Below are 25,779 nucleotides of genomic sequence, written 5' to 3' on the forward strand. Positions count from 1 at the left end.
GCCATCATGGGAATTTTCTTAATTATCTGGACTTGGAAGTATAGGGATAAAGAGGGTCTAAAAAATACAAGTATACTCATTGCAGCCAGCTTTCTATTCTATATTCCGGTAGTGGTTGGAGCGTGCTTTATACCTGAACTTGGTGCATTTATGATACCAAAGACAATAGCCTATGTTCTATTGGTTGTTACAGGTTTTAAATTTTTCATAAAGGATTTCAGCCCTGAAAATATATTAAAGAATTCAGCGGTATTCCTTTTTATGGGGTTAGTGGGTGGTGTATTCTACAGAGAATTCATCAATATATTCCCATGGGGAGAATTTACCACACTGAGCATTGTCCATGTACATCTCATTGCTTTGGGACTTATTACACTATTTGTTATATATGTGCTTATGCAAAGTGAGAGAGAAAGAATAGAGGAAATAAAAATCCCGCTAACCGTTTATATTACGGGGCTAACATGGACGGTCGCATCATTTTTGGTAAGAGGAATCTATAGTATCACTTCTTCAAAATCGGAGCTATTCCCTGATGCAGCATTATCAGGGATTGCAGGAATAGGACACGTCCTTTTGGGAGTCGGCATGGTTTGTTTAATCCTTAAAATCATATCTATCAAAACATATATCGAAGGTGCTGAAAATGAACAATAGAAGAAAAATATATATGGTAGATAAAAAAACTTTGATAACTATCGCCGATATCGTTTGGTGCATGGCAGGTTTTAATGTTTTAAGGCTTGGAATATTAGCTTACGGTAAGATTGAACTTCGTTTTCTTTACCCTATAGTATCCGTTGCAGTTTTTACGATTTTTGGAGAGATGTTTATTTTTATGAGCAAAAAACATATCAAAAGAATTATAACAACGGAAGAATTATACAGCCCATTTTGGAATTTTTTTGACCTAAAGTCGTATCTTACTATGCTATTTATGATGTCAGGTGGAATATGGTTAAGAGCATCAGATTTTGTACCCAAAAGCTTTATCGCCTGTTTCTATTCAGGCCTTGGGTTCGCTCTTATTTTGGCAGCGCTATCTTTTTTGAATTTTAGTTTTGTTGCGCTAAAAAAGGTATAAAAAATTTTAATTGCAAGTGAATTTACGAAAGATTTAGCCAAGTCACTAATATTGTGTAAATTTCCCTATCACAACAATTATGACATTCTAATTTATTATTTGGACGATATTGATCAATCTTCATTGATGTTAATGAGGATTGCGTTAATTAATCGCATAGCTGAATCTTCCTCTGGAAATGTATATAGCTAAGGAGTGGAGTAAAATCACTTACTACGAGAATAATTTACTAAATCGGTAGGGTAGAAAAAGACATAGAATAGAAAAGATAGAAAAATTCTTTGTGGGAGAAAAATTCGTTAGTGAGAAATAGCACATAAAGCAGACTATAAAAGATGAAAAAAGATATAACACAACAGCAAAGACGGATTTAGATTTAAAATCCTCAATCCAATCGCTATAGAGGTTTTTCAAAATATAACACATATCCTTGATAAGTAAGAGAATCCATATATTTATTGTGTAATTTAAGCTTAATGTGGTATGATTTAATATAAATAATGTATAGATGGACTCTAAAGGTAAATATGACTATTGGTATGAATCTTTATGGGATTTCACTTTGAGTGGGTCTATAGATTATTTTAATATGGAATAAGGAGATTTTAAGAAAAAGCACATGAGAAAAATATTGATCAGTCTTTTCGTAATGGTGCTGTTTCTTTTTTCGAATCCGGCATATGCTGCGGAACCGGAAGAGGCTACTGGTGCATCCGTAGCACCTGCTGCCGTAGAAGCTGAGACAGGAGTAGAAAAAAGAGATGTGGCATCCGACACCGACATTTCGGTTGGAAAGGTTGTTGAATTGACTTTGGATGAGACTCTGCAGTTTGGTGAAGAAACAATACAACCGAAAGAGGATGATGCACTACAGCCTGATGAAGCGGAAACAATCCCTTTGGAAACCGAAAACGCAGCAGATAAAATTGGTGTTGGCGTTGAAAAGCAGCTGATGAAAAACAACGAATCTGTAGCGAGTGAGGAAAATGGATTGACTGTGCCTCAAACGGATCCAATGAAAGAAAAAGTGGAAGAAAAGAGTGACAAAATAGCGATCGAAGACGAGGAAGTCACCTTAAAAGAGGGAACGACTCTCGATGCGAAAATACTTTCCGAAACGCCTGTAATTTTAGGGGGGAATAGCGAAGGATTAGTAGATTCCGCTACGCCTACAGTGGAGGTTCTAGTCAGCAGTTTCGAGGAGTTGAAAGCGGCCATTGAAAATGCACCAGAAGGTCAGGCGACGACCATTGTCATCGATACGAGCTTTGAATTAGTAGAAAAGCTGACGATTAAAAAAGGTCAAAATATTATCTTGACTGCCAAAAACATTAGACTGGAAGAAGATAAACATTCCTGGGAAAAACCTTGGAGCCCTATCACACAACCGGCCGATGTCGCTGAACAGGGTGAAGAAAAACAAAGAGAAGTGATTGAAGAAGCCGTAGGTCGTGGCGAAGAAGCTATTCAAGAGGCCGATGTACCACTTCCTGATGAAAACAAAGGTGACATTATCATTAAAAGAGCAAAGGAATTTGTAAAAGACAGTTTGTTTAATGTTTTGGGCAAGCTGACCTTGGGGACAGAGGATTCTGCAATTTATATTGATGGAAACAGCGATGTTCAGACTGCTCTTGACGATAGAGGAACGGTTATTAATGTTGATAATGGTGGACAGCTTACTATGAAGAATGCTGTCATTATGAACTCTAAGAATGGACACGGTTACACCGGCCCTATTAAAGTTAAAAAGGGCGGATCCTTTACCATGGATGGAGGAAGGATTTCTAGCAATACTTCCTACGAGAAAATTGACCCTGACTATAACCGTCCGACTTCCGCCGGAGCTGTGTATGTGGATCTGGGTGCAAACTTTACCATGAACAATGGCCTTATTGACAATAACAATGGGGGCATGACCGGTGGAGTTTTTGCCGGTTCCTTATTTGGTAGCTCAGGAGATCCAGCCATAGTAGAAATTAACGGTGGTATTATTGCCAATAACAAGTCTAATACTCGTTTTCAATCGGGCGGCGGCGTAACAGCCTATCCTAAGGCTAAACTTACTATAAAGGATGGCATTATTGCTGGCAACCGTTCTGGTTCTGGCGGAGGCGTGGCCGTTTCCGACCAATTTATATCCGAATTTAGCAATATTGTAAACAGAGAGTACGCTAATACTCCGGCAGATTACGAAAAACATCTAAAGGAGAATAAGGCTGAAGCCAATTTAAATGGAGGCTTAATCTACAAGAATGTCGCTTCCAATGTTGGTGGTGGGGTCTATGTGGACTCAAACCATGTGAACTTTAATAAGACCATGATTTTGGATAATAGCGCAGGAAATTTTGGTGGAGGTATTTATGTATCTTTCCCTCCTAGGGTGCAAGATCTAGAGAATCTCTTAGTTACTGAAAACAGTGCCAAGGCTACTTGGGTAGATTCTTTTGGTGGCGGTAACGGGGGAGGACTTTGGAACTGTCCGACTGGCTATGTCCACATCGGCGATGGCCACAGTGTCTATGTATTTAACAATGCATCCGATTCTTTCGGAAAAGATTTAACTTTTTCAAAAAAGACCGGCTATTTTAAATTAAATGGTGTGAATATTAAAGATATCTTCTATTCTCATGTTTCGCCTGTGACAAAAGAGGGAAACATCATTAAGTTTTTAGAAGACGGCGAAGAAGGCGTCGATATTCCAAAGGAAATGTCCTTTACCAATGATGTTGTTCATTTAAGAGCTGTTTACGACGCAATATTGCAAAAAGAGGCTTGGAAGAACGCTCAAACCTTTATTTTGGGCAATACGGCTCGAAATGGTGGCGGAATCGGCTCCAATGCCAATTTACAAACGCCGAATGACGAGGGCGAATATGGTTTAAAGATTAAGAAAAAATGGGACGGAAGCATTGATACGGATGCGTTTGATTCTAACAAAACCGTCAAAGCGGATATCTTTATTGTCCCTGTGGACAAGGATGAAGCCTATGTGAGATTACACTACGGTATCGATCCGAATGTATATAAATACGGCGAGATCGAACTTAGCAAAAAGAACAATTGGGAATCCTTCTTCCACACACAAGGCGGTTCCTTCTCTCCGGACTTGGTCGAAAAATTCCCAGCGATCAAGGGTTGGGATTTTGCCTATAACAAAGACAAGGGTCTTCCCTTTACGGCAGAAGAGCTAAAAGCAAGAGGTTTAAAGTATTTGGTTGTGGAACAGGGAAATGAATTTTTCTCCATAGTTGAAGAAATTCCTGAAAAGAAAGACGCACAAGTGGAAGCGGGCGCTGTGAAAATCACAAGAATTGAGAGTGAAGACTACGGTGAGTATGCAAGTAGCAAGCAAGACATTTACTTATTCTACTACGATCAAGAGGCCAACAAGGGTCTGGGCCGCTTGGAACTTTTGACAAAAGAAGAGCTTAATGACGAAAATAATCATACAGCAATCTTTAGAGATCCCGGGCTCTTAGATATCGATACAATCGAATACTATGGCGAGGATCTAAGGCTTATGGAATGGGGAAAGGATTGGTATGAATCAGACCTAAGAGGTTTTGAAATTACAGATCGTGGTAACGCCTTTGTCCTTGTGGAAAAGGACGGCAAAAAAACTTTGCTGGTGCCATATCTTTGGACCATGTACGATAAAAAGTCCGGTTATTTTGCAGAGATTGTAGATTCTACGAATGAAATGATCGACCTTGCCGGCAATCCTCACACCTTTGAAATTACCAATTACCCTCGGACCGATCTCCCCGTAGAAAAAGTTTGGAAATTGGACGAGGCGGATGAAAAAAACATTCCCGATTCTGTTAAAGTGTATTTGTTATTGGATAATAAGCGTATTCTAATCGGCTACGAAAAGGACAAGGACGGAAACTATCTCAAAGATGCACAGGGAAACTTTATCCCTATCTATCAGTCCCTTGTCTTAAAAAAAGCGGACGGTTGGAAAGGAAAATTTGATAATGTAAATCCTATCGCGCTAGTCAACAACCGCTATTCCATTGAGGAAGAAGAAAATGGATATTTGCCTTTCTTTTATCTTCAAGAGAATGGAAAAATAAGTTTTCGCATTGGATTTAAAAAAAATTATCATGAAATTGGCGATCCTCAAGGTTATTCGAAAGCCATCACTGATGCTTTCCATGACTTTGTAGGTGACGTCACCTTACATCTTCATATTCGCATTCCCAATCAGGATGAAAAAGTCTTGACACAAAAGTATACTTGGAGACAAATCAATAATCCACTTTATCCTGACTATTCTGACAATGAATATATCATGGAGATGGATAGAGATCATGCGTCCTTTGACAATATTTCCTTGGATCTCAAGGGCATGAATCTGCGAGTGGAGTATTATGATGCGCCTGAGACTAAATTAGGTTTGACGGATTATCATTTCTATTTACAACAAGATGAGCAAGGATTTTATACCTTATATATGCCTTCTGTGATGATCCATGGCGTGCCCTATGGTCAATTTGAGTTAGAAGACTTTAAACATGAAGAAAAAGATGCTTTTATCGGAAAGGTAGAAAATTATCCCGGTCCGCATCATGACATCGACATCGAAAAGATTTGGCACGGGGATGAGGAAGGAGATCGTCCCGAAACTCTTAAAATTACGATTCGTGATAAGAGCGGTAAGGTGCAGGAGATTTTCTTAAAAGAAGGGGACGATTGGAAAGCTTCCTTGCAAGGTCTTCAAGGAAAGCTCAATGCCAAGGACTATGAATTGGTGGAAGAAGCCATCGATAAATATCGTTCTGAAAAGGCGACATCCGTTCAATTAAAACTTTTGAGAAAAGTAAAAGAAGGAGAATCTCTCTTACCAATCAAGCTTTACCTTGACGGAAAAGAAGTCGAGGATGCCGTCATTTATTCGACCATCGATCGCAGTGAAGTTCGAATCGATAGTCAGATACTTTCGGATATTCTTCTAAAGGGAAATTACAAGTATAAACTGTATAAGTCGCAAGAAGAGACCGAACAAGCCGTAAGAATTATAAAAAATGAAGACGGAAGTTATCTCATCGAAGTACCTGTCGATATCACCATGGCGGAAGTCTTAGACGTCAAGTTTAATAACTTCTACACTCCGGTAACACCACCGGATGTACCGGAAGAACCACCGGTAACACCACCGGATGTACCGGAAGAACCACCGGTAACACCACCGGATGTACCGGAAGAACCACCGATAACACCACCGGATGTACCGGAAGAACCGCCGGTAACACCACCGGATGTACCGGAAGAACCGCCGGTAACACCACCGGATGTACCGGAAGAACCACCGGTAACACCACCGGATGTACCGGAAGAAGTGTCAAGGAGACAACCGAAGACACCGCAGACAGGTCCACCAAAGACCTTTGATCCTGGAATCGCAGGTTATGCATTTACGAGCATTATCAGTATATTGGTGCTCGCAATACTTGGGTTCGAGGGCAAGAAAAAAAGAATGTAAAAAGTAGGGCAAGTAACCTTGCCCTACTTTCTTTAGTGAGGAAATATGAAGGATTACTTTAAAAAAATACTCGTCGTGGTGTTAGTCATCGTGGCCGTTTTTTCTATTTATCAAATTGGCGATTATATTGCAATAAATGTCCGATTTGACGAAGAATTAGAAGAAATTCAAACACAAAAGACCGAGGAAACCGCCATACCATCGACGGTCCAGAAAATATCGAAAAAGCCTGATGAAATGAGCCCGAACGAGGCGGAGAGGATTCGTCGTCTGCAGGCATTGTATCCTGATCTCGTGGGTTGGATTACTATTGTGGGAACGGAGATCGATTTTCCTCTTATGTATAGCGAAAACAACTATTTTTATCTAGATCATAACTATAAAGGGGAATATCATCCTTTTGGTACGCCCTATATCGATGCTGGAAATCGAACGGATTTTACGGATCAAAATACAGTTATATATGGTCATAATGTCCGCTCAGGCAAAGTATTCCATGATTTAACACAATATATGGACAAGGAATTTGTAGAGAAAGCGTCAGAAATTTGCATCAGTACGAGTCAGGGGGTTTTGCGATATGAGATTTTTGCTGCCTATGTGGCGGATCCATACGACAATTTTCGTTCTCCGACATATGAGGGAGAAGCAAAAGCAACTTTTCTCGCCGAGATTGGTGAGAAAAATTTATTGGATAAGGATGTACCAAAAGATGTGAAAAACTTTTTAACACTACAAACCTGCTTGGATGACAATAAAAGGCTTGTTATTCATGGAAAGATACAGACGAATCTATAGTATGTTTTTAGGAAGTACTTTTGTACTTCCTTTTTTATATCCTGATCTATCCGGGGTGATTATTATCTGGTTATTTATATAGGTCATTCTTTTCTTAATGATACCAAAGAGAACACATTCAAAAATTCAGGAAAAAGATTCTATATTTTGCTGTTCTCACCGTCATTCATTATTAAGTAAAAAGATGAGGTGATGTGTAAAGTAAAGCAAAAAGCGGATAAGTTGATTCATCAAATAAAATAAATAATAATTATTTCGATATATTTTGTAGACTCTTTGCTCTGTGAAAAGAAATAGCCTGATTGGAATTTTTGGAAAAGTCTATATGCTTTGCGGAAGAGTGAGAGCGGGTTTTAAAAAATTTCTTAAATATAATTAAGTGGATAGTATGTTCTTATCCTTAGAAAAATAAGAAAGGAAATTTTTATGGAATCTTTATATGTATGCAAAGATATAAGACTTTCCTCTTGTTGTGAATGAGAGAGTGATAGGTTATAGGATGTGTTTATAGGCATGAAAAATCCTCCTGATTTCATCTATTTCGTTTCAATCAGGAGGGTATACTTGTACTAAAATTTGGTCCATTCTTGATTTTTATTAAAATTTATCCTATATTCAATTTATGTTATAGGATAGGCATAAAATATAAGCCTCTGTGACGCACTTCCTAAAGAATGAAAAGGATAACAAGTAGTAATCAATAGAACCTCTTCTCCCATAGGTTTTACAATGGTAGTATCATCCGCATTAACGATTTTTTGTATCTCTTATTTCATATTTATATTCGCCGTAAGGCATCTTTAATAAAAAAATATCTCCTAGTTCAATCTGAACAAATTCTTTAAAAACGGTATCTCTATGCCCAGAGATGATGATTTGTTCACCTTCACCAGGCATTGCGGTTTCAATCATATGTCCAGCTCCTCTGGATAAGTTTTCGTAATCCGTTCCTTCAACTATAGCTATTTCTTTATTCAATTTCTCGACGTAGAGTATTCCAAAGGACGATCCTGGATTGGGCTTTGGAATTTTTGCATTTGAGATAGAATCTTGAGTAAGAGAAGAATTTTCTAAATTAGGAAGTATTTTATGCACATCATTTTTAATAGGAATGGCTAGTATAATTTACTCTAGATTATACTCTACGTCAAATGTAGAAATAAACAAGTATAAAATAATGGTAAAATCAGGTATGGAAAAGAAACTAATAAAAAAAGCAGCTTCTAGTGCAATAAAATGGATATTCTTACTACCAATTGTCCTAGGACTTATAGCAACTCGGATCTTTATATTACTAATGAGCAAATATTTTTTAACATCATATATTCAAATAATGCTAATATGTAGCGGAGTATATATAGTTATAGAATCCATCCTATATGTAATAATAAGAAACAGATACCAAAAAATGATAACAGGAGGGGTATATGAAAAATAAATTAACATCATTTGATTTAAAAATAATAGCCTTAATATTTATGGTGGTAGACCATATTAATACAGCTTTTGGCCATCAATTGGGGTTGCCTTCATGGGTTGGCTTTTTAGGACGATTCGTGGCTCCGGTGTTTTTGTATTTGTTAATGGAAGGATTTAAGTATACAAAAGATAGAAAAAAATATTTAACACGATTGTTTATAGGCGCAATGGTGATGTATGGAATCAATATTGTTCACAATATTTTAACAAAAGCATATATTCATCCTTACACAAAGGAATTTGAAGCATTTCGAATTATAAGTGGAAACAATATCTTCTGGACGCTATTTTTGTTTTTAAGTCTATTTCTTATGATGGATAAAATAAAAGAGGAATCCAAAGGGGGCAAATGGAAGTGGGGGATTCTCTTTATCCTACTTCTTCCTTTTGTGCTATTGAGTGAAGGTGGTGTGTACTTATTCCCAATAGCTCTAGCGTGTTACTTTTTTAAGAATGATAAGAAAAAAGTAAGTTTGGCCATTCTAGTTTGGTCGACTGTTTTACTTGGAAAGGCCATCTTTGGATATTATACAAGTTCAAGGGGATTGATTTCCTTATGTGAACATTTAGCTTATGCAAATGAATTTGTGATATTTACCTCTATTCCGTTTATTTGTCTTTATAATGGACAAAGAGGAGGAAAAGGTAAAGCGTGGGAGAAGAATCTATTCTACATGTTCTATCCTCTTCATTTTGTAATAATTTATTTTATTATGTGGTTTGCAAATATTTAAGCAAAAAGGAATTTTTGGTAGCTTTATGAAAAGATCGGATCGAAAAGAAATCTAAAAATTAAACAATCATTTCTTGTTAAAAACATAGGAAATGGATTTTTTGGTAAAGTTTTTCATCTATGGATTGGAATGATAATAGTGGGGTAAAAAGAAAATGTAAAAAAAGATTTGTTTTGGGAAATTCATGTTTTGTGTTTTTCAAAGTTCACAGATAATAAAAGGAGAGAAAAATGAGTATAATGAAGGCATTAAGAGAGAGAAGAACCTATTACGCAATCAACAAGGATCTACCAATTTCTGAGGAAAAAGTAGTGGAGAAAATTAAAGAAGTCGTAACTTTGGTTCCAGACGCTTTTAATATGAAGAGTGCAAGAACGGTAGTGGCTCTAGGGGAAAAGCAAGATGAACTTTGGGACGCGATTTATGATGTATTTGATGGCAAAGTAGAAAGAGAAAAAATCGATTCTTTCAAAGCGGGTGCAGGGACAATTTTGTATTTTATCGATGAAGACGTGGTAAAATCTTTACAAGAAGAGTTCCCAAATTATGCGGAGAATTTTCCTATTTGGGCCAATCATGCCAATGGAATGCTTCAATTGGCGATTTGGAGCGCTTTAAGGGAGGAAGGAATTGGGGCGTCTTTGCAGCATTACAATCCTGTTATTGATGAAAAGGTAAAAGAGATGTTTTCGGTTCCAGAAAGTTATAAATTAATTGCTCAAATGCCTTTTGGTGGAATTGTTCAAGAACCAGAAGCGAAGGAAGCAGAAGATCCAAACAACCGAACAAAAGTTGTGAAATAAAAAATAAATAGGCAGAGTTTCCAATGGAATTTTGGTGCTCTGCCTATTTTCTTTTTTAGAGAAGGGATAGATTTATCCTAAACCTAACAAGAAGTTCATTTAGAACCATACATTGGAATGGTATTATAAAAATAAGACAACTTAAAATGAAGAAAGAAACCTTCCGGATGGACAGATTTTTTATAAAAACGAAAGATTCTTTGTAAGTGGGAAGATAAGCGGGTTATAAAGATTATAGAAAATGCCCTTTTATCTTTTGCAACTTTGATTTGACAAATTGACAGCCTGAGATGGTGGTTTGCAAATAGAGGAAAAGTTATGATTTGTTTAGAAAAGAAAATAAGGAGGGGAAAAATGATTTTAGCAGACAAGATTATAGAAGAAAGAAAAAAGAATGGTTGGTCTCAGGAAGAATTGGCAGAGCGCATGGGCGTTTCTAGACAGGCAGTTTCAAAATGGGAAAGTGCAGGGGCGATTCCAGATCTTAAGAAGATCATTCAGTTGGCGAGTCTTTTTGGGGTAAGCACAGATTATTTGTTAAAAGATGATATGGGCCCAGAAAATCTTTCTGATTCTATGGTAGAGAATGTATCCAATGAGCCCATCCATCGGGTTACCATGGAAGAAGCCAATGAATTTTTGGACTTGAGAAGGACTCAGGCTCCGATGCTTGCCAATGCCGTGTCTATGTGTATTTTAAGTCCCGTGGTCCTTGTAATTTTAGCGAATTTTTCCGAAAGCAAAATGTTTCAGATCACCGAAGGCATGGCCGTTGGTATTGGAGGAACCATTTTATTTGCGATGATTGCAGCGGCGGTATTTATTTTTATTACCTCTGGCATCAAAGGAGATCATATGGAGTTTTTGGAAGAGGAATATTTTGATACAGAATATGGCGTAACGGGAATGGTAAAAGAGAAAGATCGCGGGTATAAAAATGTCTTCGCTCAAAACATTGCCTTAGGCGTTGTGTTGTGTATTGTTGGTGTAATTCCAATTGTGGTGGCAGGAGGAATGAATGCCTCAGATTCTGTTGTTGGGGTTCTTATCGGCTTGCTTCTTTTCTTAATTGCCATAGGCGTAAATCGGATTGTTCGTGTAAGTATCATCAAAAGCAGCTATGAGACGTTGCTTCAAGAAGGAGAATTTACCCGTTCTGAAAAACGAATAAAGAAAAAAATGAGGGCGTTTTCAGCCATTTACTGGTGTGTTGCAACAGCGATCTATTTAGGTTGGAGTTTTTGGACAGGAGATTGGGGCTCTACTTGGATGGTATGGCCCGTTGCGGGAGTACTTTTTGCCGTAGTGCCCAGTATTGTTCGTTTGGGAATGAACGAGGACGAATAATTGAGAAAATCGATAGAGAAATCTATCGATTTTTTTTTGTGGAGAAGAAAGAAATTTTCTATGTTTATTTCCATAAATAACTAGTTTATGTCTTTTAGGGTAAATATCAGAGGAAAAGTGGAAGATGTAAGTTTGCGATGGATTTGTTTATAAAGGAGAAGAAAATGAATGAAATGATAAAAGGAATAAAAGAGCGTAGAAGTATACGAAAATTTAAGCCAGAAATGCCAGAGAAGAAGGATTTGGAGCAAATTATAGAAGCGGGGCTTTGTGCTCCCAACGGCAAGGGGAAACAGTCAACCATTATTGTGGCAGTAATCAATAAGGAATTGCGAGATAAGATTTCTAAGGCGAATGGTAAAATTGGCGGTTGGGAAGAGGATTTTGATCCTTTTTATGGAGCGCCGGCGATTTTGATTGTTTTGGCCGAAAAAGATTGGCCAACTCGCGTTTATGATGGAAGTCTGGTTATGGGAAATATGATGTTGGCATCTCATTCTTTGGGACTTGGTAGTATTTGGATTCATCGGGCAAAAGAGGAATTTGAAAAAGAAGAGTATCAAGAAATATTAAAAAGCCTTGGAATCGAAGGAGAATGGGAAGGGATTGGTCACTGTGCTATTGGATTTATAGAGGGAGAAAATCCTAAGGCTCCAGAGAGAAAAGAAAATCGAGTATTTTGGGTGGAATAAGAGAATATAGATTTGTTGATTATGGAAAAATCGGAGGAGAAATTCTTCGATTTTTTGATACAATAGAAGAAGAAAAAAAAGATAGGTGAAACAAGCAATAAAGGGAAATCAAGGAGAATTCTATGGAAAGACAAATCAAAAAAATTATTTTGAAAGGAACCTCAGGCTATTGTGATTTCAAAGACCAATTTCAAGAAAAAGTAGAAATTACAGAGGAATCCATCACCTATGAAGGAATTTTTCCAGGAAAAGAAGAAAAGAAGGAAGAGCGTTGGGAAGGGGAAACTTTGCCCCAAGAGTTTGAAAAAATTGCGAACCTTTTTGTGGAAGGTTGGGAAAAAGAGGTAGCCTTATTTGTTACCGATGTGGGGACGATCGAAATTATCCTTGTCCATTCGGATGGGAAAGAGGAGAAAAAAGAAATTTCCATGGTAGGGCATTTCTTCCAAAAGGCTTTAGAAGAAGTGAGGAAATGGATTCCGGAAGGAGAGGAAGTCCCAGTTCTTTTAAGCGTTGTGGAGTAAGAGAGAGGAAGAACCGTTGAAGAAACCTTCAGCGGTTTTTCTATGTTATAATAAAAATAACTAAGAATGGGATTGTTAGGAGGATCTATGGAACGAGATATACGTAGTTTGAACCCTTTAATGGAAACGGGCTTGGCTCTTCGAATCATTTGCAAAGATGGAGATGTTTTTGAGGGAGATTATATGGCCAGCGGCAGTTTAGCTGAAAAGGGAAAAAAAGAAATGGCAGAAATTTTTTATATTGAAATTTCCTGTGGGGGGATAGAAATAGATTTCTACGAAAATGAAATTGAGCGAATCGAGGAGATTTAAGGCCAAGGAAAGGAAGAGGGATGAATAAAGTCAAACTTTTTTTTCGAGATGTTGTATTGGTAGAGTTTTTTTTAATTGCTTTTCTAACTATAGTTGAATCCCAATTTACGTTTACAAGGGGAAAAAGCGAGATTTTTTCTGTTGGATTTAAGTTGGCTATGGTGGTTCTTTTTCATCTTTTCTATGATGGGATTTTATGGAAGAAAAAGAAAATAACAAAAGATCATCAAAAACTATATGGATGTATCACTTTGTATTTTTCAGGGATTTTTGCTCTTTATTACGCTCTTCGATTTTTTGGTCTAAGTGTAGCGACTTTAGAGGGAAGCGTTTTTTATTCAACCCTTCCATGGCTTATTTATTATGTGATCTTCAAATGGGGAGGTTCCGTCTTCTATTATGGGCTGATTCTTATAATTCACACAGGAATCCGTTGGCTCTTTGCTCTTGTAGCAAATCGAGGATTTAGAGAAAAAGAGGTAAAACCATTGGCCCTGCTGACTGTTTTCTTTACTTTATTGTTGGGATTTTTCGGGTCGAAAGTTCCAGAAATTCGCTATCAGGGACACAATTTCTCCTATATGAAAGGATATTCTAGTACAGATTTTTCCGATTACATGGTTTATAATCCTGAAAATCGATTGTTTTTATTGGATGAATCCCCTTCTTTGTGGATTGAGAAAGAAGAAGAAATGCCCATTTTAGACGGAGCGGAGGCCGTCTATCCACTGTATGCTTCCGTTGCCAAAAATATCTATAAAGACATTGACAAAATTGAAAAAAATGCCCTAGAAACGGATTTTGTTTTTACCAACGGACAAATTGTTTCTTTTACCAATACGGTGGAGGGATATTTTAGGCTGTTGAATAAAGATGTGGATATTTTCTTTGGAGCGATGCCTTCAGAAACGGATCAAGCCACTGCAAAAGAACTAGGAGTAGAGTTTCAGTTGACGCCTATTGGAAAAGAAGCCTTCGTGTTTTTTGTAGAAGAAGATAACCCAATAGAAAATATTTCTTCAGAAGACGTTCGAAAAATTTATAATGGAGAAATTACCAATTGGAAAGAACTCGGAGGAGAAAATCAAAAAATTCTAGCGTTTCAACGACCAGAAAATTCCGGTTCTCAAGTAATGATGCGTCATTTTATGGGAGAAATTCCCTTAAAGAAACCAATAGAAAAAGAAGAGATCGGCGCCATGGGTGGCGTAATTTCTGAAGTGGCTCGTTATAAAAATGAAGAAGGAGCCATGGGCTATACATTCCGTTATTTTTTAACGGGATTGCATCAGGAGGAGAAGGTAAAGATTTTATCCATTGATGGAGTTTCTCCAACGGAAGAAAATATTTCTAACGGGGAATATCCTTTTGTAGGAAAAGTTTATGCTTCGACAATCAAAGGAAATCCAAAACCAAATGTAGAAAAAGTTCTGAATTTTATGGTTTCGGATCAAGGACAAGAATTAGTAAAAAAATCGGGATACGTTCCCTATACAGAAGAAACAGCAAAATAGGCTGTTTCTTTTTTTGTAGGAAAAAGGTACTTCCAGCGCTCCTCCCTACCACACCATTTCCACAGAGCTCTCCCCAACCACGTCATTTCCACGGAGCGTCCTCCCTACCACGTCATTTCGACTAAGAAAACCGAAGGTTTTCGCATGGAGAAATCTCCCCGGGGTGGGCGTTTACCTGTGGGAAGGCCCTTGGAAGTGTCAGCGTAAAAGGTGTGTGAGATTTCTCCACTCCAAAATTCTTATCAGAATTTTTCCGGTCGAAATGACGTAATTGGTGAAGATAATTCCTCCCGCGAATCCATACCAATGCTTTTTCGTCAGAAAAAGCCACATCTAGAAAGGCGTTAGGGTAACAAGGATGGGGGTCCTAGGGGAGGGACATAGGGCGAATCGCAACGCCCTTGTCCCTGCCCCTAGAAAGCAAAGCACAAAAGAATGAGAAAGTTTGCGAAATTCACGAAGAATGGGGCATCAAAAATATCCCCTTTTTCTTTAGAAGAATCCTCCCAACCACGTCATTTCGAGGGAGCGAAGCGAGTCGAGAAATCTCACCGGGTGGGCGTCCACCTGTGGGAAGGCCCTTGGGCGTGTCAGCGTAAAAGGTGTGTGAGATTTCTCCGCTACAAAATCCCTAACGGAATTTTTCCGGTCGAAATGACGTAAGTGGGGAAAATTCTTCCGTACTTCCTCGGTCGAAATGACGTAAGTGGTGGGGGAAATCCCTATGCAAAATCTCATTGAAAATAACAGAACCAGCGAAGAAGAATCCTTCTTTCTTACTTATTGGATAAATATTAGATTTTCTCCATACTTTGGCTACTTTTTTTCCACAATTTTTTCATATTTTTGGCGTACTCTTTTTCTAGGAGGAGAGTCATGAGAAATTTTGGGAGAGTGTTTTATTTGATTCTTGGTGTGGTTATGCTTTTATCTGCGTGTGCTCCAAGTGATTCAGAAAATAATGGCAATTCTATGGATTCAGACCAAGGGATTTATGGGAAAAGCCTTGATATAGACGGAAAATTTATGAATGTATATGAAGGGGGAAAGGGGAAGAGGACTATTGTTATTGTTCCGGGAACGGAAGATTATTCCCCGATTCAGTCCTATACAAATCTTGTGAAAGAATTGGAAAAAAATTACCATGTTGTTTTGATTGAACCCTTTGGCTACGGTCTAAGTGATGGGACGGATGAGCCTAGAACTTCGGAAAATATTGGGGATGAAATTCACCAGGCAGTGAAAACTTTGGGAATTCAAAAATATGTTTTGCTAGGCCGTTCCATGGCGGGGATTTATGCCTTAAAATACGTGGAAAAATATGGGAATGAAGTAGAAGCTTTTGTTGGATTGGATACAAGTACCCCCTGGATGAATGGAGGAAATCCGATTCCCGTTGAGGCAACTCGCTTGGAAGATATTCCCATGATTCCAGATGTAGAGGAAGAAATCAATCGACAATATTTGGATGCTTTACGGAATAATTTGAACAATTCCACAAGAATGAATGAAAAGGCGGCAGCGACGGAAAATTTGAAACAGGCGGAAAATCAAAAGTTTCCAGAGGGATTTAAGACTCTTCAGTTGATTGCACAAGAAAGTTTTGATCAAATGGAAGATCGAAGAAAAGACTTAGGAGTGGAGGAAACTTGGGAGGAACAACATATTTCTTTGCAAAAAGATCCTACAGACGCTCGGGTTAAAATTTTTCCGGGGAATTCCCTATTTTACCAAGTGTCCTATAGGGAAATTGGAGAAGAAATTCATAGATTTTTAGAAAATCAATAAAAAGATATAAAAAATAAAATCCTATATGATACAATAAAATAAGTTAAAATATGTAAATTATATATCATTATAGGTGGGATAGGATGAGAAAGTTTTCGCTTGGGATATTGTGTCTTTTTTTCTTAGTCATTGCTTTGGGTTGTCAGAAAAAAGATATAGGAGAAAATCCTCCTACCCCTATGGAGGTACCTGGAACCCTTGTTTCTACGGAAGAAATGCAAAGGGCGAAGAAAGAATCCAACCCAGAGGTAGATGCAGAGAATGTGATTTTAATGCAAATAATAGATAGGGAGTTGGCTGAAAAAAGCGAGAGTTTAACGGAAATGTACCAGACACCTACTTATGTGGCAAAGGTGGATGAAATGAATTTACGGATTCGAGATGTGGAAAATTGGACGAAAGAGGCTCCAAAAAATAAAATTTCTTTGCGAATGGATGTAGTGGATGCATTTGATTTAATGGGGTTTGTAGGAGAAGATGGAACGGAATATAAAGTGGAGAAAGAGGGAGACTATTTTTGGGTTTCTAAGAATTTAGATAAGGATTTGGCTCCAGGGACCGACGATTCTATGATTGGCAGCGTATTGAAAACGGCGATTTATAAAAATGTTTCTCATCCAGACTTTGAGAAAGGGGCTTTGCTCATTGCGCCGGTTCCTGCTTTTTTCATTACAGATCCTGTAGAAGAATAAAAAAATCCCCTAAGGAGGGGAATTTTTTCAAAGAAGATTTATTGAAAAACGATAAAAAATGATAAGATTAGGGCAAGGAGGGAAAAATGAAAAAGGTAAGTTTTTATGGAATGATTTTTTTATTGGCTGTGATTTCGATTTTTCTGGGATTTTTGTTTGTGGGTGGATCAAGGATCGCTTATGAGATTTTAACCAATACAAAAGGGGAAATTTTTAGTGGAAGACAATATATGTTTCTTCCTACGTTGTCCTATGTTTTAATAGGAATTTTATTTAGTATTTTTGCAATTTTTCCTTTGATTTATGCCAATGCACAATACATTCGAGGGAAAACTTTTCAAAGAAAAACGGTGGATGCTTTGAGATGGTCTTTGAATTTTTTCGCGGGTACGGATTTGTGTGTTTTTCTGCTGATTTTGTATTTTTTCTTTAATCGATATTACGGGATTCCTTTGCTGATTTTGCTTTTTGCTGTTTGTGTATTTTCTCTGGTACTTCTTGTGCTGCATTCGATTACAAATATTGTAAAAGACGGAGTAGAAATGCAAGAAGAACAGGATCTTGTGATTTGAGGGGCTTATGATTCGAGTAAATTTAGATTTGGTATTGGAAAAACGAGGAATGAGCTTGACGGAATTGTCCCAAAAAGTGGGGATTACTATGGCGAATCTTTCGATTTTGAAAACGGGGAAAGCAAAGGCCGTTCGTTTTTCTACATTGGACAAAATTTGTCAGGTATTGCATTGTCAGCCAGGGGAGATTTTAGTGTATGAGGAGGAAGGACATGAATAAAAAAATTTTTGGAAAGGGAAAGATTTTTTTGCTCCTATTTTTCGTGGTTTCTTTGGCAGTCCTCTATAAGAATTCCGATTTACGGGATCCAGGGGTTCAAACTGTATCGACCATAATGGAAATTCCTCTTTCTAGGGAGACAAAAGACGAAGCAGTTACCATGCGGAAATCTAGTTTTTTAGGAGATGGAAGTGATGCGATTGTTTTGAAATTGGGGGAAGAGGACCGAAGAAATTTAGAAGAACAGATTCAGAGAGAGGGTTGGAAAGTTCCTGATGAAGAGTCGTGGGAAGAATTTCAGCGGATTATCTCTGATGCGAAACCTTTGGAGAACCAATTGGGGAAAGACGACTTTGTCTATAAATGGAAAAGCACCAATGAAAAAGCGGGAGGAAGGTTTTGGAACTACGCCATGGTATTTTATTCTCCCCAAAAGGAAAAATTATATTATGTGGCGAGCGATTCTTAAGGATTTTTTGTAGAAAAAAACACAACTTACGCAAAAGTAGGTTGTGTTTTTCTTTTGGGGAAATTTATGCTCTTTCCACCAATTTTTTGAATAATACTAACAAAGTTTCCTTTGCCATTTCCATATGTTGAACAGGGATGTATTCGAATTTTCCGTGGAAATTCATTCCTCCTGTAAATAAATTTGGGGTAGGAAGTCCCATCCAAGAAAGACGGCTTCCGTCGGTTCCGCCACGAATCGGTTCTACAATGGGTTCGATTCCTAACTCTTCCATGGATTCAATGGCCAAATCGACCCAATCCATATGAGGCTCGATTTTTTCTCTCATATTTCGATAGGATTCTTCCATTTCCAAAACAATGCGTTTTCCATATTTTTCGTTTAAGAAAGAAACGGCATCGGTTAAGGTTTTTTGCATTTTCAAGATATTTTCTTCGGCGAAATCCCGTAGAATGTACTCCATTTCGGTAGAATCTACATTTCCCTTTATTTCGTCTAAGTGGAAAAATCCTTCATAATTTTCCGTATATTCTGGTCTTTGGGCCTTTGGCAACATTCCATCCAATTCCATAGCCAAAGAAATGGAATTGATCATTTTGTTTTTGGCAGATCCAGGATGGACGCTGACCCCTTGAATCTTTATTTTTGCTCCCACAGCAAAAAAGCATTCGTATTGGATTTCTCCCAAGCGAGAACCGTCTAGGGTAAAGGCAAAATCGGCCCCAAATTCTTCCACGTTAAAATAATCTACGCCACGGCCGACTTCTTCATCGGGAGTAAAAGCAACGCGAATTTTTCCGTGGGGGATTTCTGGATGGGAGGTAAGATGTTCTAAAGTATCCATAATAATGGCAATCCCGGCTTTATCATCGGCTCCCAATAGGGTTTTTCCATCGGTAACAACCAAATCCAATCCCTTGGCCTTTTCCAACTCAGGAAAATCTTCCACTTTCATAACAATATTTTCTTCTTTGTTTAGAACCACATCTTTTCCATCGTAATTTTTCACGATTTGAGGATTTACATTTTTTCCTGTAAAAGCGGGCGCCGTATCCATATGGGATAAAAGCCCTAAAACGGGAATGTTTTTTTTCGTGTTGCTCTCTAATGTAGCCGTAACATAACCGTATTTGTCCACTTTCACTTCCGTAAGTCCCAATTCTTTTAATTCTTCTTCTAAAATATATGCCAAGTCAAATTGTTTTTTTGTACTTGGAAACGAATCCGAATGAGGATCGGACTCGGTATCAATTTTTACATATTTCAATAAACGTTCTGAAACCATAATTTCCTCCTATACTGTTTCTTGTATCAAGAATAGCCCAAATGGTATACTAAAGTCAACAGAGGGGGGTATTGTTTTGAAAATTGGAATTATTGGTGGTGGCGCATCGGGTTTGGCCTGTGGTATCTTTTTGGCACGAGAAGGCCATGAAGTAAAAATTTTAGAAAGAGGCGATCGCGTAGGAAAAAAACTTTTGGCTACGGGAAATGGTCGTTGCAACGTTTCCAATGTGGATTTGTCCTCCCATCATTTTCATAGTGTAGAAGGGGAAGTTTTTTCTTCTATATTAGAGGAGTTTACAGGAGAAGATACGAAAGAGTTTTTTGAGTCCTTGGGAATGGACTTGGTAGAAGAGGCCCGGGGAAAATTGTATCCGATTACCTTAAACTCCAATACGGTCTTAAACGCTTTTCGAGAAGAACTTTCTCGTCTAGGTGTGGAGGAAATTACCCAGTGGAAAGTGCGAGAGATTCAAAAAGAAAAAAAGGGATTTCGTCTAATTGGCCAAGGAGAATTGTTTGTGGACCGTGTAATTTTAGCCACGGGAGGAAAAACCATGGCAAAATCCGGTTCAGATGGAAATGGATATGGGCTTTTGGAAACATTTGGCCATAAGAAAAGTAAATTGTTTCCTGGGATCTGCGCTGTTCAATTGGATTCCCCCCATTTGCGTCATTTGAGTGGTACAAAAGTAGTAGGAGAAATTGAACTATATAATGGTAAGAAAAAGATTTTTTCTTCTCATGGGGAAATTCTTTTGGCAAAAGACGGAATTAGCGGTCCGCCGGTTTTGGATTTGGCACGTTATGTAAATTGCGGGAGAGGCGATTTGTTTGTAAAATTCCCTCTTTTGAACCATCTGGATCAGCGTCCTTCCAACTACCGAGAAATATTGGAATCTCGCACCTACTTGGATCGTTCTTTGGAATCCTTTTTACAAGGGATCGTTTCAAAAAAATGGATTCATGTGATTTGCAAAGAATTAAATCTTTCTCCAGAAAGTAGCGTAATGGATTTAGAATACGAGCAAAGACAAACGGTATTGGATTTGCTTTTTGGTATGGAGATGAAAGTACTGGGAACGAGAGATTTTGAGTCGGCGCAAGTCACTTGTGGGGGGTTGCGACTGGAAGATTTTGATGAAAAAACCTTAGAGTCAAAAAGAGTCCCTGGAATTTTTGCCATTGGGGAAGTATTGGATGTGGACGGAGATTGTGGAGGATATAATTTGCAATGGGCTTGGGCCTCAGCTTGGGCTTGCGCTAGGGGAATGGAAAAAAACTAAATATTTTTGAAAAAATCCCATAAAATACTTGCATTCCACAGGGAGATTTGGTATTATATTTCATGTTGAAACCGCAGACAGTAGGTGGCGTGTCCTTAATTTCCTACCGAGGTATATATGAATCTGAATTCGTGTAATCTCATTGTGTCTGCAATGCGATTTTTTTATGTAAAAAATTGGGAGGTGAAGAAGTGAAAGAAGCAAAACTTCAATCAAAAATCGGTCTTGTTGATGAAATCAAAGAAAAGATCGAGAATGCTCACTCCATCGTCCTAGTCAACTATCGTGGATTAACTGTAGAAGCAGTTACTGAACTTCGTAAACAACTTCGTGAAAATGGTGTTGATTACAGAGTTTACAAAAATACCATGATGAGACGTGCTTTCAATGATTTAAGCTTTGAAGGCCTAGACGAGTATCTTGTAGGACCATCTGCAATTGCTTTTGGTATGGAAGATGCTGTTGCTCCAGCAAAAATTATTTCTGAATTTGCAAAAGATAATGAAGCAATCGAAATTAAAGCTGGTGTAGTAGATGGAAAGGTTATTGATGTTGCTGGTATCGAAGCTTTGGCAAAATTACCACCAAGAGAAGTACTTATTGCACAAGTACTTGGCGGCTTGAATTCACCAATTCAAGGATTTGCGAATGTTCTTCAAGGAAACTTACGTGGCCTAGCAACAGTAATGAACGCAATCAAAGAAAAGAAAGAACAAGAAGAGAGCGCTTAATTAGCGCGTAACCAGGAGGTATTATACAATGGCAAGTGAAAAAGTATTAGCTCTTATTGAAGAAGTAAAAAACCTTACAGTTTTAGAATTATCTGAAGTTGTTAGTGCATTAGAAGAAGAATTTGGCGTAAGCGCTGCTGCACCTGTAGCTGCTGTAGCTGCTGCTCCAGCTGCTGGCGGAGCTGCTCCAGCAGAAGAAAAAACTGAATTCGACGTAATTTTAGCTTCAGCTGGTGCTGAAAAAGTTAAAGTTATCAAAGTTGTTAAAGATGTAACTGGTCTTGGATTAAAAGACGCTAAAGCTTTAGTTGACGAAGCTCCAAAACCAATCAAAGAAGGCGCAAACAAAGAAGAAGCTGAAGAAATCAAAGCTAAATTAGAAGAAGTTGGCGCTACTGTAGAAGTTAAGTAATGGAATAAGGTAGCTGTCTCAATGAGGCAGCTATTTTTTTTTGAAAGAGGTTAAAATGAGTTTATTAAAGAAAGTTTTTCCAAAAACTATACCCGTTTTAATCACGTATTTCTTTTTGGGGATTGGCTTTGGCGTTTTGGTAAAGTCAATGGGATACGGCTCCTTAATGAGTCTTTTAATGAGTGGATATATTTATGCTGGAGCGATGCAATTTGCAACTCTAGGCCTATTTCAAAATCCATTTCAGATCTTTGACATAATATTGCTGGCTCTTTCTGTCAATTTGCGATATTTATTTTATTCCATTAGCTTTATTCATCAGTTAAAAGGAACGGCTACATGGAAGCAATTATTGATTTATCATTTCTGCAGTGACGAAAGTTATTCTCTTTATTTATCGCCGGATCGTCCAAAGGGCATAAAATTAGAAGATTATATGCTTGGTATAGGTTTTCTAAATTTTATCTACTGGATTGGAGCTTCTGTGCTGGGAGTTTATATTGGAACCATTATACCGATTGATGCTACAGGAATTGATTTTATGATGACGGCATTATTTGTTATTATAGTAATGGATCAATGGGAATCTCGGGGAGATAAATTTCCAACTCTTTTAGGATTTGGAGCTTCGATTTTGTGTTTGCTACTGTTTGGCCCACAAAATTTTATTTTGCCTTCCATGTTTATTATTTTGGTAGGCAATCTTCTTCATAGAAGGAGGGCAGGAAAATGACGAGTACACAAGCAATCATTACCGTTCTCATTGTAGGTTTTATAACCATGGTGATTCGCCTTTCTCCTTTTTTATTTTTCCGGAAAAGAGAAGAGCTTCCAGAAGTGATTAAGGATTTGGGAAATTTGCTTCCTTATTCTATGATGGCGTTGTTAGTTGTTTATTGCTTAAAAGGGATCCATTTCCAAGAGCCCAGTGGTTTTGTTCCTCTTTTAAGTGGTGTGGTAATTACCGCAGTAAGTTATAAATGGAAGAAGAAATTAATTCTTTCCATGGTATTGGGCACGGTCGTCTATATGTTTTTCGTTCAGCAAGTTTTTGTTTGATCGGGGATGAATTTGAAAAGGAGAAATTGATGGACAAATTTTTCAAATTGGGTGAAAATGGCACAAATGTTTCTACGGAAATTTTAGCTGGTTTGACTACATTTTTTGCCATGAGCTACATTATCTTCGTTAATCCAGCTATGTTGGCTCAAACCGGTGTACCTTGGGGCGCGGTTTACTTGGCTACCATTTTGGCGTCTGTAGCTGGAACTTTGGTTATGGGATTGTTTGCAAATGTACCTTACGCATTGGCGCCAGGTATGGGACTCAATGCATTCTTTACCTATACGGTTGTATTCGGTTTAGGATTTACCTGGCAACAAGCTTTGGGAATGGTATTTTTATGTGGTTTGATTAATGTAATTATCACCGTTACAAAATTCCGTAAACAAATTATTGTTTCCATTCCAGAATCTATGCAACACGCAATTTCTGGCGGGATTGGTATTTTTATCGCCTATATCGGAATTAAAAACTCTGGCTTCTTAACCTTTACTTTAGATCCAGGAACATACACTGCTTTGGATTCTGGAACCATTATTGGTAGTGCAGCAGCGATTCCTGAAATGGCAACATTTAACCAAGCTGGTGTGTTATTGGCTTTGGTTGGTTTGATTATTACAGTTCTATTGGTAATTAAAAATGTAAAAGGTGCCATTTTAATTGGTATCATTGCTACGACTCTATTGGGAATTCCTTTTGGCGTTGTAGATTTAAGCCAATTGAACGCTGGTTCTACAACTTCTGTAAGCCAAGCATTCTCAGAATTGGGGACCGTAATTGGTGTGGCTGTAGGTCCAGAAGGTTTGTTGAGTCTGTTCCAAGATTCTACAAAAATTATTACCGTTTTAATGACAGTATTTGCCTTCTCCCTAAGCGATACATTTGATACATTGGGAACTTTCATTGGAACTGGTCGTCGCTCTGGAATCTTCAGTGACGAAGACATTGCTTCTATGGAAAATAGTACAGGATTCAAATCCAAATTGGATAAAGCATTATTTGCCGATGCCATTGGTACAAGTGTAGGTGCCGTGTTAGGTACTTCCAATACAACCACTTACGTAGAATCTGCCGCTGGGATTGGGGCCGGTGGACGCACAGGTTTGACTTCTGTTGTAATTAGTATCTTATTCTTATTGAGTATTTTTGCTGCTCCTATAGCTGGATTGGTTCCAGGACAAGCAACGGCTCCCGCTTTGATTGTTGTAGGGGTAATGATGTTAGCAAGCTTCAAAGATATTGATTGGACGGATTTAGATATGGCTGTTCCAGCATTCTTTGCCTCTGTATTTATGGGATTATCTTATTCCATTAGTAACGGAATCGCAGCTGGATTCGTATTCTATTGCCTAATCCAAATTGTAAGAGGAAAAGCAAAAGAGTTGCATCCAATCTTAATTGTTTCAACCATTTTGTTTATTATCAACTTTATCTTGCTTGCTTTCCTATAAAAGCAAAAGAAAAAGCAGCCAAAAGGCTGCTTTTTTTGTGTCTATTTTTTTGTTTTTCGCTGAAAATAAAAGGCGATTCCTACAAAAATTCCCAAAGGGAGGATTATTTTTAAGGGAGTAATAGAATTTTTTTGGGTTTCTTCTGGAATATATTCCCCTCGATGTCCCATGCCGTCTTCTAAAACGGCGTAGTCAAAGGAAATTTTTGGATCAAAAACAAATTCTCCTTTTTCATCTACATTCCCTTGGGCGAGAATCTCATCCTTTTGATTGTATAAAGTGACTGTCATACGAGGGGAAAATCCACCACCGTCGTATTCTCCTCGGAATTTTCCAGGCTCCACCAAAATCAAATGAATTCCATGGGCGTAGAGGATTGTAGGAAATAAAAGGAGGAAAGCCAATATTATAAGCAAAGTTTTTTTCATATTCATTCTCCTTGTATCCATTGTGGCTTGGTTTTTTCAATAAAAGAAACCGCTCCCCCTGTAACAATGCCTTCCAAAAGGGCAAGGGGAATGTGTGAAAGGAAAAGAACGGTTAAAATGGAAATTTCCCCTTGAGCAAATTGAGAATGGGAAAAATATAAAATTCCCAACAATAGGAAAAGGGCAAAAAGAGTAGCTAGAACCCCAGCGAGGAATCCTCGCAAAAAATAGGAGAGTTTTTTTGTGCGGAAATAGAGAAAATGAGCCAATAGGGCGGGAAGATAGAAAAGGAGCAAATTCGCTCCAAGGGATGTAATGCCTCCATGTTGAAAAAGAAGAGCCTGTAGCAATAGGGCGGGGAATAGGGCGAGACTGGCTCGTCTTCCCAATAAAATCCCTAACAATCCACACAAAATAGGATGGACGGAAGAGGGAGGAATGGGAATGGAAATCAAAGAGCCGGCAAAAAAAGTCGCCGCCAACAATGAAATTTTTGGAATTTCTTCTTCCTTCAGTCCCTTTGCTCCGTAAGCAACGGCTGCGACCGCCCCAATGGAGGTGAGAGTAATGGTCTTTCCGTCTAAAACGCCATCAGAAATATGCACAAGA

26 protein-coding genes and 1 other annotated feature are annotated in these 25,779 nt (G+C 38.1%); of the genes, 22 read left to right on the forward strand and 4 right to left on the reverse strand.

The window, feature by feature from the left end; genetic code table 11:
- The first annotated feature begins 6 nt into the window (after positions 1-6).
- The 4 genes from LQU94_RS00255 (at position 7) to srtB (ending at position 7,370) form a co-directional block, all read left to right on the forward strand.
- Positions 7-657 carry a DUF2871 family protein gene (locus tag LQU94_RS00255; protein ID WP_230633946.1) on the forward strand — a complete coding sequence of 217 codons (651 nt, stop codon included), beginning with the start codon at positions 7-9 and terminating at the stop codon, positions 655-657.
- Positions 647-1,084 carry a hypothetical protein gene (locus LQU94_RS00260; RefSeq protein ID WP_230633948.1) on the forward strand — a complete coding sequence of 146 codons (438 nt, stop codon included), beginning with the start codon at positions 647-649 and terminating at the stop codon, positions 1,082-1,084. The genes LQU94_RS00255 and LQU94_RS00260 overlap by 11 nt, the downstream gene beginning before the upstream one ends.
- Before the next feature lie 619 nt (positions 1,085-1,703).
- The gene (locus LQU94_RS00265) at positions 1,704-6,572 is read left to right on the forward strand and encodes a Cna B-type domain-containing protein (RefSeq protein WP_230633950.1); all 4,869 of its coding nucleotides are present in this window, start codon (positions 1,704-1,706) and stop codon (positions 6,570-6,572) included.
- A 45-nt stretch (positions 6,573-6,617) separates the two neighbouring features.
- The gene (gene srtB / locus LQU94_RS00270; RefSeq protein ID WP_230633952.1) at positions 6,618-7,370 is read left to right on the forward strand and encodes a class B sortase; all 753 of its coding nucleotides are present in this window, start codon (positions 6,618-6,620) and stop codon (positions 7,368-7,370) included.
- Positions 7,371-8,117: 747 nt separating this feature from the next.
- Here the strand turns inward: srtB and LQU94_RS00275 are convergent.
- The gene (locus tag LQU94_RS00275; protein WP_370631496.1) at positions 8,118-8,465 is read right to left on the reverse strand and encodes a sortase; all 348 of its coding nucleotides are present in this window, start codon (positions 8,463-8,465) and stop codon (positions 8,118-8,120) included.
- A gap of 332 nt (positions 8,466-8,797) precedes the next feature.
- Here LQU94_RS00275 and LQU94_RS00280 point away from each other — a divergent pair, with 332 nt between their 5' ends.
- The 12 genes from LQU94_RS00280 to LQU94_RS00335 all read left to right on the forward strand — a co-directional run bounded on the left by LQU94_RS00280 (position 8,798) and on the right by LQU94_RS00335 (position 18,516).
- Positions 8,798-9,583 carry a TraX family protein gene (locus LQU94_RS00280; protein WP_230633958.1) on the forward strand — a complete coding sequence of 262 codons (786 nt, stop codon included), beginning with the start codon at positions 8,798-8,800 and terminating at the stop codon, positions 9,581-9,583.
- A gap of 230 nt (positions 9,584-9,813) precedes the next feature.
- Positions 9,814-10,386 (forward strand): nitroreductase family protein, encoded by a 573-nt coding sequence (locus LQU94_RS00285; protein WP_230633960.1) that lies wholly within the window; start codon positions 9,814-9,816, stop codon positions 10,384-10,386.
- A 354-nt stretch (positions 10,387-10,740) separates the two neighbouring features.
- Entirely contained in the window at positions 10,741-11,733 is a 993-nt protein-coding gene (locus tag LQU94_RS00290; protein ID WP_230633961.1) for a helix-turn-helix domain-containing protein, read from the forward strand.
- A gap of 164 nt (positions 11,734-11,897) precedes the next feature.
- Positions 11,898-12,425, forward strand: a complete 528-nt coding sequence (locus LQU94_RS00295; RefSeq protein WP_230633963.1) for a nitroreductase — start codon at positions 11,898-11,900, stop codon at positions 12,423-12,425.
- A gap of 122 nt (positions 12,426-12,547) precedes the next feature.
- The gene (locus LQU94_RS00300) at positions 12,548-12,949 is read left to right on the forward strand and encodes a hypothetical protein (protein WP_230633964.1); all 402 of its coding nucleotides are present in this window, start codon (positions 12,548-12,550) and stop codon (positions 12,947-12,949) included.
- Between the two features lie 87 nt (positions 12,950-13,036).
- Positions 13,037-13,261: a hypothetical protein gene (locus LQU94_RS00305; protein WP_230633965.1), complete on the forward strand. Its 225-nt coding sequence runs from the start codon at positions 13,037-13,039 to the stop codon at positions 13,259-13,261.
- Between the two features lie 20 nt (positions 13,262-13,281).
- On the forward strand, positions 13,282-14,775 hold the full coding sequence (locus LQU94_RS00310) for a PstS family phosphate ABC transporter substrate-binding protein (protein ID WP_230633967.1): 1,494 nt from the start codon (positions 13,282-13,284) through the stop codon (positions 14,773-14,775).
- An 876-nt stretch (positions 14,776-15,651) separates the two neighbouring features.
- Positions 15,652-16,563 carry an alpha/beta fold hydrolase gene (locus LQU94_RS00315; RefSeq protein ID WP_230633969.1) on the forward strand — a complete coding sequence of 304 codons (912 nt, stop codon included), beginning with the start codon at positions 15,652-15,654 and terminating at the stop codon, positions 16,561-16,563.
- 83 nt (positions 16,564-16,646) lie between these two features.
- A complete protein-coding gene (locus LQU94_RS00320; protein WP_230633971.1) occupies positions 16,647-17,255 on the forward strand; it encodes a hypothetical protein in 609 nt (202 codons plus the stop codon).
- Between the two features lie 86 nt (positions 17,256-17,341).
- Positions 17,342-17,827, forward strand: coding sequence for a DUF2975 domain-containing protein (locus LQU94_RS00325; protein ID WP_230633972.1), 486 nt, complete (start codon positions 17,342-17,344; stop codon positions 17,825-17,827).
- A 7-nt stretch (positions 17,828-17,834) separates the two neighbouring features.
- On the forward strand, positions 17,835-18,047 hold the full coding sequence (locus LQU94_RS00330) for a helix-turn-helix transcriptional regulator (RefSeq protein ID WP_230633973.1): 213 nt from the start codon (positions 17,835-17,837) through the stop codon (positions 18,045-18,047).
- The gene (locus LQU94_RS00335) at positions 18,040-18,516 is read left to right on the forward strand and encodes a hypothetical protein (protein WP_230633975.1); all 477 of its coding nucleotides are present in this window, start codon (positions 18,040-18,042) and stop codon (positions 18,514-18,516) included. The genes LQU94_RS00330 and LQU94_RS00335 overlap by 8 nt, the downstream gene beginning before the upstream one ends.
- A 64-nt stretch (positions 18,517-18,580) precedes the next feature.
- Here the strand turns inward: LQU94_RS00335 and pepT are convergent, their stop codons facing one another.
- Positions 18,581-19,801: a peptidase T gene (pepT, locus tag LQU94_RS00340; RefSeq protein WP_230633977.1), complete on the reverse strand. Its 1,221-nt coding sequence runs from the start codon at positions 19,799-19,801 to the stop codon at positions 18,581-18,583.
- 76 nt (positions 19,802-19,877) lie between these two features.
- Between pepT and LQU94_RS00345 the strand changes: the two genes are divergently transcribed.
- The 6 genes from LQU94_RS00345 to LQU94_RS00370 all read left to right on the forward strand — a co-directional run bounded on the left by LQU94_RS00345 (position 19,878) and on the right by LQU94_RS00370 (position 24,742).
- Positions 19,878-21,086, forward strand: a complete 1,209-nt coding sequence (locus LQU94_RS00345; RefSeq protein WP_230633979.1) for an aminoacetone oxidase family FAD-binding enzyme — start codon at positions 19,878-19,880, stop codon at positions 21,084-21,086.
- A 53-nt stretch (positions 21,087-21,139) separates the two neighbouring features.
- Positions 21,140-21,260, forward strand: a sequence feature (ribosomal protein L10 leader region).
- Between the two features lie 17 nt (positions 21,261-21,277).
- Complete coding sequence (rplJ, locus tag LQU94_RS00350; protein ID WP_230633981.1) at positions 21,278-21,817, forward strand: 50S ribosomal protein L10; 540 nt, start codon at positions 21,278-21,280, stop codon at positions 21,815-21,817.
- Between the two features lie 28 nt (positions 21,818-21,845).
- Positions 21,846-22,229: a 50S ribosomal protein L7/L12 gene (gene rplL / locus LQU94_RS00355; protein WP_230633983.1), complete on the forward strand. Its 384-nt coding sequence runs from the start codon at positions 21,846-21,848 to the stop codon at positions 22,227-22,229.
- Positions 22,230-22,284: 55 nt separating this feature from the next.
- Entirely contained in the window at positions 22,285-22,962 is a 678-nt protein-coding gene (locus LQU94_RS00360; protein WP_230633986.1) for an AzlC family ABC transporter permease, read from the forward strand.
- Positions 22,959-23,288: a branched-chain amino acid transporter permease gene (locus LQU94_RS00365; RefSeq protein ID WP_230633989.1), complete on the forward strand. Its 330-nt coding sequence runs from the start codon at positions 22,959-22,961 to the stop codon at positions 23,286-23,288. The genes LQU94_RS00360 and LQU94_RS00365 overlap by 4 nt, the downstream gene beginning before the upstream one ends.
- A 29-nt stretch (positions 23,289-23,317) precedes the next feature.
- Positions 23,318-24,742, forward strand: coding sequence for an NCS2 family permease (locus LQU94_RS00370; protein ID WP_230633992.1), 1,425 nt, complete (start codon positions 23,318-23,320; stop codon positions 24,740-24,742).
- Between the two features lie 41 nt (positions 24,743-24,783).
- Here LQU94_RS00370 and LQU94_RS00375 read toward each other — a convergent pair whose 3' ends face one another.
- Both LQU94_RS00375 and cbiM read right to left on the reverse strand, forming a co-directional pair.
- Positions 24,784-25,170 carry a hypothetical protein gene (locus LQU94_RS00375; RefSeq protein ID WP_230633995.1) on the reverse strand — a complete coding sequence of 129 codons (387 nt, stop codon included), beginning with the start codon at positions 25,168-25,170 and terminating at the stop codon, positions 24,784-24,786.
- A 2-nt stretch (positions 25,171-25,172) separates the two neighbouring features.
- Positions 25,173-25,775, reverse strand: coding sequence for a cobalt transporter CbiM (gene cbiM / locus LQU94_RS00380; protein ID WP_230633998.1), 603 nt, complete (start codon positions 25,773-25,775; stop codon positions 25,173-25,175).
- Positions 25,776-25,779 lie beyond the last annotated feature (4 nt).

This window comes from Peptoniphilus sp. KCTC 25270, assembly GCF_021012875.1.
In the GTDB taxonomy this organism is placed as follows: Bacteria; Bacillota; Clostridia; order Tissierellales; family Peptoniphilaceae; genus JAJMZJ01.